The organism is Ruminococcus sp. RTP21358st1_G6_RTP21358_211008 (genome assembly GCF_040908885.1).
Taxonomy (GTDB): domain Bacteria; phylum Bacillota; class Clostridia; order Lachnospirales; family Lachnospiraceae; genus Blautia_A; species Blautia_A faecis.
The window spans coordinates 113,541-127,863 of the sequence record NZ_JBDGDM010000003.1; the positions used below are offsets into that span (position 1 = coordinate 113,541).

The 14,323-nt window shown below is 44.7% G+C and carries 11 protein-coding genes; all 11 read right to left on the reverse strand.

Features of this window, described 5'->3' with window-relative positions:
- Positions 1-147: 147 nt before the first annotated feature.
- Positions 148-3,309 carry a DNA translocase FtsK gene (locus AB5Z12_RS02175; RefSeq protein WP_148462573.1) on the reverse strand — a complete coding sequence of 1,054 codons (3,162 nt, stop codon included), beginning with the start codon at positions 3,307-3,309 and terminating at the stop codon, positions 148-150.
- Positions 3,310-3,379: 70 nt separating this feature from the next.
- Positions 3,380-4,255 (reverse strand): undecaprenyl-diphosphate phosphatase, encoded by an 876-nt coding sequence (locus AB5Z12_RS02180; RefSeq protein WP_118578397.1) that lies wholly within the window; start codon positions 4,253-4,255, stop codon positions 3,380-3,382.
- 271 nt (positions 4,256-4,526) lie between these two features.
- Positions 4,527-5,924 (reverse strand): NADPH-dependent glutamate synthase, encoded by a 1,398-nt coding sequence (gene gltA, locus AB5Z12_RS02185; protein ID WP_148462574.1) that lies wholly within the window; start codon positions 5,922-5,924, stop codon positions 4,527-4,529.
- Positions 5,924-6,811 carry a sulfide/dihydroorotate dehydrogenase-like FAD/NAD-binding protein gene (locus AB5Z12_RS02190; RefSeq protein ID WP_118578399.1) on the reverse strand — a complete coding sequence of 296 codons (888 nt, stop codon included), beginning with the start codon at positions 6,809-6,811 and terminating at the stop codon, positions 5,924-5,926. The genes gltA and AB5Z12_RS02190 overlap by 1 nt, the downstream gene beginning before the upstream one ends.
- 198 nt (positions 6,812-7,009) lie before the next feature.
- Positions 7,010-7,744 (reverse strand): ClpP family protease, encoded by a 735-nt coding sequence (locus tag AB5Z12_RS02195; RefSeq protein ID WP_148462575.1) that lies wholly within the window; start codon positions 7,742-7,744, stop codon positions 7,010-7,012.
- Positions 7,745-7,796: 52 nt separating this feature from the next.
- On the reverse strand, positions 7,797-8,525 hold the full coding sequence (locus AB5Z12_RS02200) for a YebC/PmpR family DNA-binding transcriptional regulator (RefSeq protein ID WP_118578401.1): 729 nt from the start codon (positions 8,523-8,525) through the stop codon (positions 7,797-7,799).
- Entirely contained in the window at positions 8,495-9,850 is a 1,356-nt protein-coding gene (locus AB5Z12_RS02205; RefSeq protein WP_148462576.1) for a hemolysin family protein, read from the reverse strand. Before AB5Z12_RS02205 ends, AB5Z12_RS02200 begins: the two co-directional genes overlap by 31 nt.
- A gap of 159 nt (positions 9,851-10,009) precedes the next feature.
- Complete coding sequence (locus tag AB5Z12_RS02210) at positions 10,010-10,360, reverse strand: type II toxin-antitoxin system PemK/MazF family toxin (RefSeq protein ID WP_021926628.1); 351 nt, start codon at positions 10,358-10,360, stop codon at positions 10,010-10,012.
- A 211-nt stretch (positions 10,361-10,571) separates the two neighbouring features.
- On the reverse strand, positions 10,572-11,738 hold the full coding sequence (alr, locus tag AB5Z12_RS02215) for an alanine racemase (protein ID WP_148462577.1): 1,167 nt from the start codon (positions 11,736-11,738) through the stop codon (positions 10,572-10,574).
- A gap of 74 nt (positions 11,739-11,812) precedes the next feature.
- The gene (locus AB5Z12_RS02220; RefSeq protein ID WP_148462578.1) at positions 11,813-13,369 is read right to left on the reverse strand and encodes an NAD(P)H-hydrate dehydratase; all 1,557 of its coding nucleotides are present in this window, start codon (positions 13,367-13,369) and stop codon (positions 11,813-11,815) included.
- Between the two features lie 79 nt (positions 13,370-13,448).
- On the reverse strand, positions 13,449-14,102 hold the full coding sequence (locus AB5Z12_RS02225) for a redox-sensing transcriptional repressor Rex (protein ID WP_118578406.1): 654 nt from the start codon (positions 14,100-14,102) through the stop codon (positions 13,449-13,451).
- Between the last annotated feature and the right edge of the window lie 221 nt (positions 14,103-14,323).

The following is a 14,323-nucleotide window of genomic DNA, read 5'->3' on the forward strand; positions in this document are numbered from 1 at the left end:
TTGTCTCCTTTACATGAATTATATTTTCTTAACTATTACTCCAAATTCATACTTCTGATAATCCGTCCTCATAGTTTATTTTAAACGTATTTAGACAGGTTCTGTGCTATTATTCATATACAAATTTTCATAACATAAATTAATTTCCTACAAATGTTCTTCTACGTATGTCTGGAATTCCTCCATAGACATAAGTACCCTACGAGGCTTGGTGCCCTCTTCCGGCCCTACAACCCCGGCATCGCACAGCTGATCCATAATACGGGCTGCGCGGTTAAATCCAATCTTATACATTCTCTGCAGCATACCGATGGAAGCCTTCTCCTTCTCAATAATGAACTTACCTGCCTGCTCGAAATAGACATCCCGCTCATTGCCGCCAGAGCTTCCACCTGCCGTAAGGACTGCATTGTTCATCTGCTGTTCAATCTTATTGTCGTAATCTGTCCGTGGATTCTTATCTGCAAGGAAATCCACAATACTACTGACTTCATCATCTGAAACAAAGGCTCCCTGCAGTCTGGCAGGCTTCTGGTAGCCCTGCGGATAAAACAACATATCTCCTTTACCAAGAAGCTTCTCAGCACCATTCATATCCAGAATGGTTCTGGAATCCACACCGGAAGTGACTGCAAAGGCAATACGTGACGGCATGTTCGCCTTAATAAGACCGGTAATAACATTGACAGACGGTCTCTGGGTAGCAATAACCAGATGGATGCCTGCAGCACGGGCCAGCTGGGCCAGACGACAAATAGCGTCCTCCACATCTCCTGGTGCTACCATCATAAGGTCTGCAAGCTCATCTACGATAATGACGATCTGGCACATTTTCTCAGGGCGCTGCTCTCCCTCCGGAAACTTCATCTTCTCGATCTTACGGTTAAACTCTTCCAGATTTCGTACCCCATACTCTGCAAAGGTATTGTAACGGTTACTCATCTCATTTACTGCCCAGTTCAGAGCCCCGGCAGCTTTCTTCGGATCTGTGACAACCGGAATGAACAGATGCGGGATACCATTATAAACACTAAGCTCTACCACTTTCGGGTCAATCATGATCAGCTTGACCTCGTCCGGCTTGGCTTTATATAAAATACTGATAATAAGTGTATTAATACAAACAGATTTACCAGATCCGGTGGAACCTGCGATCAGAAGATGGGGCATCTTGGCAATATCTGCCACGATCGTCTTACCCTCAATATCTTTACCAGCAGCAAAGGCCAGCTTGGATTTGGCATTCATAAATTCCGGGCTCTGGATCAGATCACGTAGCATAACTGCACTGTGTTCTTTATTGGGTACCTCGATACCTACAGCTGCCTTGCCGGGGATCGGAGCCTCAATACGGATATCCGGTGCGGCAAGATTCAGCTTGATATCATCGGAAAGTCCCACAATCTTGCTTACCTTTACACCCATTTCCGGCTGCAGCTCATACCTGGTAACTGTAGGTCCGCAGCTTACGTTTGTAACCTTGGCATTTACTCCGAAATTATACAGGATTTCCTGCAATTTCTGAGCTGTCTTTCGCAGATGGGAATCAGAGTCTCCCTGGGATTTCCCATTTCCACGTTTCAGAAGATTTACAGGCGGATACTGATATTCCTTTTTCACCGCCGCTTCCTGGGTGTTGATCTCATGCTGGATATTTACAATTCCGTTGGCAATCTCCTGCCTGGAAGACTTAGGATTCTTCGCAGACTGACGGGAAGCAGTTTCATCCGCAGCTTCATTCCTCACTGCCATTTCACCAGAAGCCTCAGAAGTGTGGGCGCCAGAAGCCACAGGAGATCCATGGGCAGCGCCACCTGCTGCGCCAGAAGTATCTCTCGTCAAAGCAACTGCATTCTGCATGGTAGCCATAGCTTCATTAAAATCCACTCCATCATAACTGTTTTCTTCTTCCTCTGCCTCAGCTGGTTGGTCACTGCTAACTGGATTTTTCATATAGACAGTACCGTCCTCTTCCGTGGTATCCTTTTCCATAGAATATGACGGTACAGGATCATCTTGTCCAGAGGAGGCGCTCGTATTCAGATCTGGCTCGTCTGACTGCTCTGGCTCAGAACGGTGAATTGCAAACTGCAGCTGTGTTTCCTCCTGTGATTCTCTGTCATCAATTGACAGATTATCATCCTGGACCCGATACTCACTGATATCCACATACTTTCCTGTATTAATCGGAAGATTCTGAGCAGAAGCACTCTCGGAAAATTCTCCATTCACTGTAGTCATATTCTCCAGTGATCCTGCATCTCCCGGATTCATGGCATTCTCTGGATTTAAAGGAAATTCCTGATCCACAGATTCCCCGCTTTCCTCGGAATTTCTATCTTCAAATAAATCTGTCCCTGCAAGAAAGCTTGTAGAATCCAGGTTTTCTCCTCTTCTGCCCCGGGTCTGGTTATTTCCACGCATTCTCATCCGGGAATTTGCCCTGGAATCATTTCCAGCTGTCCTGGAAGCCTTTTTCCCTTTCTGTTTGGCTGCCTTTTTCTCAAAACGGGATGGTTCTTCCACCATATCTGAAGCAATCCCTTCTTCGGCAAGTGCAGCTTCCAGCTCCTGCATCCTTTTCTCACGGCGCTCCTGGGCTGCCAGCTGGCGCTGCTGGACTTTCAGCTGCTTCTTCAGCTGACGCTCCGGTGCTCCCTCCTGATAGAGCGCCTGCTGCCCCTTCACAGCTTCCAGGATCTTATCATAAACCTTATACAAAAATCCCAGGAAAGAATGCTGCGTGATCAGGATCAAACATACAAGGATCACAAGTACAATGATCACATAAGCACCGATGGTTCCAAATGCGGAGATTGTAGAAATACAGATTGCGCCTCCAATGGCTCCGCCACCAGTACGATACTCAGAACTGATCCTGTAATATTCTGCAAGAGTTGTACTTTCTGTATAGCCTTCTGTAAAAAGTTGTGCCAGTCCACAGCAGATCAGAAACAGAACTGCGGCGGCGGCTGTTTTTTTATAAGCAAGCACATTTCCCTTATTGGAGATCAGAAATGCTGCCATAATAAAAAGTACAACGGGAAAAATATAAGCCATCAGTCCCATTACTCCCATGAGTACCTTGCTGATGCTTCCTCCGACATTTCCACCAAGTCCGACACAACTTACCATAAGAATGATCGCTGCCGCCATCAGCACCAGAAGTATGATTTCCGTCTGAAAGCCGCTGGATATTGACTGCTTTCCTGCTGTATTCTTTTTAGACTGAGTACGTGCGGAAGATTTTTTCTTCGCGGATGTACCACGTTTGGTTGTTGATTTCTTCGGCGTATTAGACGCTGCCATTAAAAAGTTCCCCCTTCATCAGGCAAATTTGTAACCGATCCGTGTTTCTGTAAGCTTTCCTGCCGGACAGTTATGCAAAATTGCTAATAAGCGCTATGGCTCCTGCCACAAAACAGTAAAATGCGAAATAGCGCAGTTTCGCATGCTGTAAAATGCGGAGCAGATTGCGTATCATAAAATATCCAACTACTCCCGCCACGATCATACCAAAGACATAGGTAAATCCAAGAGACACACTCATCTTTGGCGTGGTAAACTGTCCAAGCTCCAGAAAAAGAGAGCCCAGAACTGCCGGAATGCTGATAAGATAAGAATATTTCACTGCAAATTTCCTGCTGAAACCGCATAATAAGCCTGCACAAATCGTCATTCCACATCTGGATATACCTGGAAATACGGAAATCCCTTGACAAATTCCAATCCACATGGCATTGTCATAAGTCACATCTTTCGGTGTCTTGATTCCACCGATATTACTGAGGTCTGTCACAAGAAGAAACACTCCTGTCACAAGGATACATGCTCCTGGAAGAAGCGGGGAAATCGCCGCTCTTGTCACCAGTCTTCTGCAAATGTATCCAAGCAATGCTGTGGGAATAAATGATACAGCCATAATCGCTGTAAATTTACGGTATGTTCCGTGCACCACTCTGGCATAGTGGAGATTCTCACCGGTTTTCCTGTTGTGAAAATAGATATTTACATTCCCGATTATATCCATGATCATGCCCAGAAGCTCCTCTCCGATCCGGCGAAGATCCTCATGGAATGCAAAAAAAACTGCCACCATCGTGCCTATGTGAAGAAGCACTTCAAAAAGGACTGCAGTGTTTCGTGTAATTCCCATTGCATTTTCTATGGCTGCCAGATGTCCGAAACTGCTCACAGGAAGAAACTCCGTGATTCCCTGAACAATTCCTAATAAAATCGCCTGTAAAACTGACATATTCAATATTTCCTTTTCTTTGGGATAAGACGGGCCGCGAAAACCCGTCAAGCGTACCTATTATACCACAAAGCAGGCAAAGATACAACTTTAATCGAACGACTGTTTTGTCTGCAGATTGCAGGAATGATTTTTCAAACACGCTATAATATATAGAAAAAACCCTGCCTGAGATTTCAAACCGAAATCCCAGACAGGGAACTCACACCTTCTTACTTCTCAGAAAAAAGGTGCATATATTTGTTACTGTCCATTTTGAGGCCAGCAGCTTTTATTTTGCATATTTGCTCTTAATATACTCATCGATGCCGCGTGCACCTGCTTTACCTGCTCCCATAGCAAGGATAACAGTGGCAGCACCTGTAACAGCATCTCCCCCAGCATATACGCCTTCTTTTGAAGTCTTACCAAACTCTTCGTCAGCAATGATACATTTTCTCTTGTTTACATCAAGGCCGATAGTTGTGGAAGAGATCAGCGGGTTCGGGCTTGTACCAAGGGACATGATAACAGTATCCACGTCGATGGTAAACTCAGAGCCAGGAATCTCAACAGGGCGTCTTCTTCCGGAAGCATCCGGCTCGCCAAGCTCCATACGGATACATTTAATACCGGTTACCCAGTCTTTGTCATCTGTAAGGATCTCAACAGGATTGCAAAGAAGATCAAACTGTACGCCCTCTTCTTTTGCGTGATGAACTTCCTCTTTACGTGCAGGAAGCTCTGCTTCTGAACGACGATAAATAATATGTACCTCTGCGCCAAGACGAAGTGCAGTTCTTGCAGCGTCCATAGCAACGTTACCACCACCAACAACAGCAACCTTCTTGCCATGTGCGATCGGAGTATCATAATCCTCACGGAATGCTTTCATAAGGTTGTTACGTGTCAGGTACTCGTTAGCGGAGAATACACCGTTAGCCTGCTCACCCGGGATTCCCATGAACATTGGAAGTCCGGCACCGGATCCGATAAATACAGCCTCAAATCCCTCATCTTTAAGAAGCTCGTCGATTGTTACGGATTTACCAATGATAACGTTGGTCTCAATCTTAACACCCAGAGATTTTACGTTCTCAACCTCTGCTGCAACTACTTTGTCTTTTGGAAGACGGAATTCCGGAATACCATAAACAAGAACTCCACCAGCTTTGTGAAGTGCCTCGAAGATTGTTACATCGTAACCCATCTTTGCAAGATCTCCGGCGCAGGTAAGTCCGGAAGGACCGGAACCGATCACTGCAACTTTATGTCCGTTCTTCTGTGCAGCCGGAACTGGTTTGATACCATTCTCCTTCGCCCAGTCAGCAACGAAACGCTCCAGTTTACCAATGGAAACAGCTTCCCCTTTCAGACCGCGGATACATTTACCCTCGCACTGTGTCTCCTGAGGACATACACGTCCGCAAACAGCCGGAAGAGCACTGGACTCACCGATGATCTGGTAAGCTTTTTCAAAGTTTCCTTCTTTTACTTCATGAACGAAGCCTGGGATATTGATAGATACCGGGCATCCTTCCATACATTTTGCTTTCTTACAGCCAAGGCATCTGTTTGCTTCTTCCATTGCCTCTTCTTTATTGTAACCAAGGCAAACCTCTTCAAAGTTAGTAGCACGAACCTTAGGAGCCTGCTCTCTGACTGGTACTTTCTTTAATACATCTGCCATTATTTGTCACCTCCACAATGTCCGCATCCGCCGTGATGGGTATCGCCTTCCTGAAGCTTCAGAAGAGCACGTCCCTCTTCGGTCTTATACATCTGCTGTCTCTTCATGGCAAGGTCGAAATCAACTTTATGTCCATCAAATTCCGGTCCGTCTACGCAGGCAAATTTCACTTCGCCGCCAACCATTAAACGACAGGCTCCGCACATACCGGTTCCGTCTACCATGATCGGGTTCATGCTGACAACTGTAGGAATGTTCAGTTCTTTTGTTAACAGGCAGACAAATTTCATCATGATCATCGGTCCGATTGCAACGCAGAGATCATACTCTTTGCCCTGATTCTGCACAAGGTCACGAAGTACATCTGTACCCATACCTTTACGTACATAAGAACCATCATCTGTAGTAACATACAGATTACATACTTCTTTCATCTTGTCCTCAAGAATAAGGAGATCCTTTGTCTTGGCACCAACAATCGCATCAGCGGTAATGCCATGCTCGTGAAGCCATTTCACCTGAGGATATACAGGAGCTGTACCAACACCACCTGCTACGAAAACGATTTTTTTCTTCTTAAGCTCTTCGAGATCTTCATGGCAAAGCTCAGATGGCTGTCCCAGAGGTCCAACAAAATCTTCGAAGTAATCGCCTGCTTTCAGCTGGGCCATTCTGGTTGTTGAAGCACCAGCCGGCTGGAAAACGATTGTTACAGTACCTTTCTCTGCATCATAGTCGCAGATTGTAAGCGGAATTCTCTCTCCTACTTCGTCCATCTTCACGATGACGAACTGGCCAGGCAGACAATGCTTAGCCACACGAGGAGCTTCCACATCCATAAGAAAAACATTTGCAGAAAGTTTCTCTGCGTTGAGTATCTTATACATAGTTCCCTCCTGAAGTACTATATTTGTTGCTGCTCACTCCGCGGGCAGTAACCTATATTTAACCGTCACTTCATGTATATGTCCGCTGTATGGACACTTGTGTCGGTCATATCCTATAACACTATAGCACAAAAAGACAGGTTAGTAAAATAAAATTCTCCTGTTTTTCTTATATTTTTCCAAAAAATGTATAATTTTTCATTTTTCAGGGGATTTGCTTTTCTCTTCACCAATTAATTCATATAATTTCCCAAGAGCTTCTTTCATTCCTCCAACTTCATCGATCAGACCTTCTTTCACTGCCTCCGGACCTTCTAACATAGTTCCCACATCTTTTACCAGCTGCGTAGTGTCCAGCATCAGTTCTTCCAGTCTTTCCTGGGACATGTGAGTGTGACTGGAAATGAAGGTGGTGATCCGGTCCTGGATTTTCTCCATGTTGCGGTAGGACTGGGCGACGCCAATAAACATGCCATTTGTGCGAACAGGGTGGATCACCATGGTGGCACTGGGAACTACAAAAGAATAATCCGCGGAAACAGCCATGGGAACACCAATGGAGTGACCGCCTCCAAGTACCAGGGACACTGTTGGCACGCTTAAAGAGGCGATCATCTCTGCAATGGCAAGACCAGCCTCCACGTCACCGCCCACAGTATTAAGCAAAACCAGAAGCCCGTCCACAGACTTGTCATCCTCGATCATGGCAAGTTTTGGCAAAACATGCTCGTATTTTGTAGTTTTGCTGTGAGACGGCGCCGATTCGTGCCCCTCTACCTCACCGATGATCGTCAGAAGTTCCACTTTATATTTATTAGAATTCTCATTTAAAATAACCTGTCCCATATCACGGATCTGCTTATTTTGCTGTTCTTCTTTTTCCACAGATTCTTTTTTTTCGCTTTCGGCTTCATTATCCTCTCTTTGCTGCATAAAAATACCTCCATACAATCGTATGGAGGTAGTATCTGCAAATCTGATTAAATTATTCGTCCCAGTTATGCCATACATCTGTTACATCGTCGTCATCATCCAGAAGATCAAGGATTCTCTGGATATCCTTAAGGGATTTCTCATCTGTCAGTTCAACAGTTGTCTGCGGGATCATGGCAACCTGTGCCTCAAGAAGCGGAACACCTGCGGCCTCAAGAGCCTCGCGTACTGCACCTAAATCATCCGGAGCAGTGAGAACTTCATAGCTGTCCTCTTCTTCGTTGAAATCCTCAGCACCTGCATCAAGAGCGGTCATCATCAGTTCGTCAGCGTCCATCTCGCACTCTTCCTTGTCAATGATGATCTGACCCTTCTGATCGAACATATAGGATACACAGCCCTGGGTTCCAATGCTTCCGTTACCCTTTGTAAAAGCGTTTCTTACGTTGCTGGCTGTACGGTTCTTGTTATCAGTCAGAGTCTCAACGATGATGGCAACACCATTCGGACCATATCCTTCGTATACAGCTTTCTCATAACTGTCTGCGGAATCAGCACCGGCTGCTTTCTTAATACCACGCTCAATGGTATCGTTTGGCATGTTGTTTGCCTTTGCCTTTGCAATAACGTCACGAAGCTTACCATTGTTGTTCGGATCCGGACCACCTGCTTTAACAGCCATTACGATCTCACGACCGATGATGGTAAAGATTTTTCCTTTTTTAGCATCGTTTTTTTCTTTCTTGTGCTTTATGTTTGCGAATTTTGAATGTCCTGACATTTCTTATCCTCTCCTTTTGGTTCTTTTTTTATCTTTTCGGCCCGCACCTTTCCGATGGTTTTGTTGCCAAGGGAAAGAATTCTGAAACGGTAGCCGTTTACAACAATTTCTTTATCCAGATCATCTTCTGTGGGAATATGTCCAAGAAGATTCGTCAGATAACCATTTAAGGTCTCAAATTCCACTTTACCGAAATCAATTCCAAGCTCTTCCGCTACATCTTCCAGATACGCCAGTGCGTCAATGATCACACTGTTATCCTTCTGCGTCCGGAACGTACTGTCGTCTTCATCGTATTCATCCAGAATATCTCCTACGATTTCCTCCAGAATATCTTCCATTGAGACAATTCCTGAAGTCTGTCCATACTCGTCCACTACCACTGCCATATGAATTTTCTTCATCTGCATGGATTTGAAAAGATCACTGATTCCCCTTGTCTCCGGAATAAAAGAAGCTTCTCTGATCAATCCCGGCAGATCCTTAAGGGGTTTGAACTTCGCCCAGGAATTCCTGGTGAGAAATTTCAAAGCATCTTTATAATGAATAATTCCTACTATATTATCTATCGTCTCTCTAAATACAGGATAACGGGAATTTCCTTTCTCAAGCATGGTATCCACAATGGTCTGAAGATTGTCCTCCTCATCAAATGCGATCACATTCTTGCGATGCGTCATAATGTCCTTGGCTTCAGTGTCCGTAAACTCCATGATATTCTGGATCATCTCTGCTTCGTTTTCCTCAATGACACCTTGCTCATGGGCTTCATCTACAATGGAAATGATCTCTTCCTCCGTCACCGGATCCTCTGACTGATTAAAAGCAACACCAAATGGCCTTGCTGCCAGCTTGGCAATAAAGGTTACGCACATAGTAAAAGGATACAGGATCCTGGTAAAAAATCCCACAATCTTCATATACCGATATGCATATTTCTCCGGGTGATAGGTTCCGATTCTCCTGAATGTAAGAATACCAAGAGACGCAAGCAGAATGATCACCAGTGCAAGCACTAGGATCAATGCAGCCAAATGCTTTATGTAGGGATGAAAGGTCTCGGTAGCCCATGGAACGATAAATGCTCCGAAACAGACTCCGGAAGCCATAACAATCAGCGGAATCGCATTGACAAATGAAACAGGATTGTTGATCAGGGAAAGAAGAAAGACTGCTTTCTTATCTCCTTCCTGCGCCCGTTTCTCCACTTCGTTTTCGCTCAGATTGTGCACTGCAGCTGAAAATCCATAAAAAATACCATTCAGCCACAAAAGCAATAATAAAATGACAAAGCCCGCCAGGGGCATACTACTGCCAGATTCCATATATTAAACCTTTGTTCCTCCTAGACAGCGTTACTGCTTATTACCTTCGCAGTAACGAAAACATACTGCTGCTTCCTTATTCCACAGCAGCACGAATGTGCAATTGCGGCAGTCAATGCCGCTGAGACTTTACAACTATATCACTAAAGTTTCTTTTCGTCAAGAGAATGTAAGCTCCAGGCTGATTTCAAGAGCATGGTTCACCTTGTCAAGCATAGGACCATCCAGGTGACATACTTTATCTTTTAATCTTCTCTTGTCAATGGTGCGAAGCTGTTCTAACAAAATTACAGAATCTTTTTCAATTCCATAGGCCGATGCATCAATCTCAATATGGGTGGGCAGCTTCGCCTTGTTCATTTTGGATGTAATAGCTGCGCAGATCACGGTAGGACTATGTCTGTTGCCTACATCATTCTGAATAATAAGTACCGGTCGGATACCTCCCTGCTCGCTTCCCACCACGGGCCGAAGATCCGCATAAAAAATATCCCCTCTTTTAATTACCACACAATTCACACTCCGTTTTACTTTTACTTTTCTGAAAATAAGTATTTCCAACTTTTTTCATGTGTATACATGTGTGGTATTTTTCCCGTAATTCGTTACGGGTTCTTATAAAAGCCGGTAACGGAACCCTTTCCGTCTGTATTGTTCTTACCTGACGCATACCTGCAAAAGGCTTTCCAAAGGATACGCGTCACAATTTGTCTGGGTATGCTCAGTCAAAATATGTCAGCTCGCCGCACTCTTTCCCATCGCGGATATAGATTCTTGGCACACGTTTGCTGATATTACATACAAATTCATAAGAAAAACGGCCGGACAGATCTCCCAGTGTATCTGCACTGATAACCTCATCCCCATCTTTTCCAAGCAGTGTCACTTCATCCCCTGTCTTTACATCCGGAATTTCTGTCACATCTACCATAAACTGGTCCATGCAGACTCTGCCACAGATCGGCGCTTTTTTTCCATGGATCAGAACCCAGCCTTTATTAGAAAGCATTCTGGGGTATCCATCTGCATATCCCACAGGAATTGTTGCCATCTTTGTAACATGATCTGTCGTGTAGGTTCCACCGTAGCTTACCTGAACCCCCGGCTCCACATCCTTCACGTAGGAAACATGACTCTTCAGTGACATTACAGGTTTCAGCATTACGATGTCTTTTTCCACTTCCTCAGAGGGATAAATTCCATAAATGGTAATTCCTGCACGGACAATGTTCAGGTTGGCTTCCGGTACACGGATTATTCCGGCACTATTGGAGCAGTGATGCAGTGGAATATGGATTCCATTTTTTTCCAGAAGATCAGCAAAATCAAGATATCGTTTCAGCTGAACCATTGCCGGGGTGCGGTCGTATTCATCTGCTCTTGCAAAATGAGTAAATAAACCTTCAATTTCCACATTGGGAAGAGCTGCAATTCTGCGGATTTCCTCCAGACTCTCTTCTCTGTCCTTAAATCCGATCCTGGTCATGCCTGTATCAGCAGCCAGATGGATCAGACCTTTTTTGCCCGCTTCTTCAGCAGCTTTGTTAAACTTCCTGGCGGTCTCATAATCACAGACGGCCATGCGCACATCATTTTCGGCAAGTTCTTTATAATATTCTTCAAATACCAGCCCCAGGATCAGAATCGGCCTTGTGATCCCGGCTCTTCGAAGCTGTAATGCCTCCTGGGCTGTAGCCGCAGCAAATCCCCATATATAATCAAATTCCTCAAGCATTCTCGCAATAGGTACTGCACCGTGACCATATGCATCCGCTTTGATCACTGCGATGATCTTTGTACCCTCTTTTATGTTCTTCTTCATCTGTTCAAAATTATATCTGATTGCGTCAAGAGAAATCAATGCTTTGATTCTGCTGTATTTTTCCATAACATTTTCCTCGATTTTCTAAATTTATCAGAGCATGCCCCAAAAGGCGTTCTGCAAAATGTACGTCACAATTCTCATTCTTTACTCTGAACTTCTGCCAGTTTCAAAACTTCCGGCAGTGCTTCGATCATATCCTTCGCCGTCATGCCGTGAGATCCTTTTTTCTCTCTGGCAATATCACCGCAAAGACCGTGAATATATACTGCCAGGGCAGCTTTATAGGAAAGCTCCTGTTCTTCCTCACAGCTTAAATACATGCAGAGAACAGCTGCGATAATACCGGAAAGTACATCTCCGCTTCCTGCTGTGGCCATTCCCGAATTACCAGAAAGATTCAGATACAGCTTTTCATTCCGGTCAGTTATTACTGTACATGCGTCTTTCAGTACCAGAACACCGCCACTTTTCTCTGCATATTGATAAGCACAGGCTACAGGGTCTTCCTTTAGTTCTGATACATCCAAGCCGCAAAGACGGCTCATCTCGCCCATATGGGGAGTGAGAATGGTCTGTTTCCCTATGAATTTCATCCACTGTGGATGCATTGCCAGAATATTCAGACCATCTGCATCCAGTATAACAGGCTTTCCTGCTTTTGCTCCGTTTTCCAGGAACCAAAGCATTCTTTCCTTTCCTGAGCCTTCTGTTCCAAGCCCTGGACCGATTACCAGCACATCACACCAGTTTAAATTTTTCCTATTGGCTTCCTCATCAAATTCGCTGGTCAGCATTGCCTCAGGCAAAAGGCTCTGTAAAGGAATCCGGTTCTCTTCCACAGTCTGGATCTTCACCATCCCGGCGCCTCCATGAAGTGCTGCACTGGCACTCAGACAGGCTGCTCCGCACATTCCCTTCGAACCCGCCACAAGAAGGACCTTGCCAAATGTTCCTTTATTTCCCCATGGTTTTCTTGCCGGGAGAGTTTTTACGTCAGATTTTTCCATATACCAGGCAGCCTTGCTTGCAAGCTCACTGCCATCACGGTCCCGGTCATAAATCCCAATATCCGCCACCACAGTTCTGCCAGCATAAGCTCTTCCCGGATACAGACAAAGCCCACATTTTTTATACGCAAATGTTACGGTAAGATCTGCCTCAAAAGCAGTTCCAAGAACAGCTCCCGTATCTCCATGAATGCCAGACGGAATATCCACCGCTGCTTTATACGCAGGAGCTTCATTCATATGGTCAATTATCTCTTTGTAATTCCCGATAATCTCCCTGGAGAGTCCAACGCCGAAAATTCCGTCTACTATAACAGTATATTCATCCCATACAGGGTTATTCATTACCGGTACCTGGTAGCTCATGGCAATATCCCACTGATGTCGGGTTTCTTCTGTCATTTTATCCGGATTTCCTGCAAGATAAATCTCAGAACGAATTCCCGCCAGATGCAGAAGTCTTGCAATGGCAATGCCGTCACCTCCGTTATTGCCAGATCCGCAGACGGTCAGAATCCGTTCTTTTTTCAAATTAGCAGAACCGTTTTTCTTTTCCAGATATTTCCGGATCTCTTCTGCTGTGGCAAGTGCTGCCCTCTCCATGAGAACCAGGGAGGGAACATGCATATTATGAATAGTGCCATGGTCAAGCAGCTTCATCTGACTGCAGGTTACAACTTTTTTCATAAGGCCACTCCTAATGCAAAACTGCCGCCCGGTCTCCTGTAAATCCTTCAGCGAGACAAGCAGCAGTCCTCTTTGACTTTTATTCTTTGTTTTCTTTATGTTCGTTACGATACTGGCTTAAGTTGTAAGACAGTGCCATCAGACTCTCGGACAGATGAACGTTCTCTACGATCACATCCTCCGGGGCGTCAAGATCTGTATGGGCAAAATTCCAGATTGCCTTGATTCCATTGTCAATAAGAACCTTCGCCATCTCCTTGGCCTTATTCTTCGGCAGGGTCAGAATGGCAATCTCCACCTGATTCTCCCTGATAAATTCCGGGAGACTGCTAACCATCTGGATCTCAATCCCGCGAACGGAAATCCCCTCCAAAACCGGGTTTACGTCAAAAATCCCTACCAGGCGGAAGCCACGTTTTTCGAAGTCTCCATAATTGGCAAGTGCCTGTCCCAGATTACCTGCACCCAGAATGATCATGGGATGAATAGTGTCCAGTCCCAGTATTTTACCAATTTCTGTATAAAGATATTCTACATTATATCCATATCCCTGCTGTCCAAAACCACCGAAATTATTTAAGTCCTGTCGGATCTGTGAAGCAGTCACATGCATTTTTTTACTCAGGTCGTTGGAAGATATACGTTCCACCTTCTCTTCCATCAGCTCCCCCAGATAGCGATAATATCTTGGCAATCTCTTAATTACCGCCTTTGAGATCTCTTTTGCATCCAAAATGTTCCCCTCCTTGTTTCCGCTGCCTGTAATTTTCCGCTAAAAACGCATCGCGGAACATTACCTGTAATCGGCAGCCCGCGTAACACTATGTCAATTATACCGAAATGTTATTTTCTTGTCAATTAAAGTTGTGCAGAATTACAAATTTTTGCAAATTTTTTTGTGATTTGACAATTATTCTTTCAAAAAATAAATTTTTCAAGTATAATATACTATTG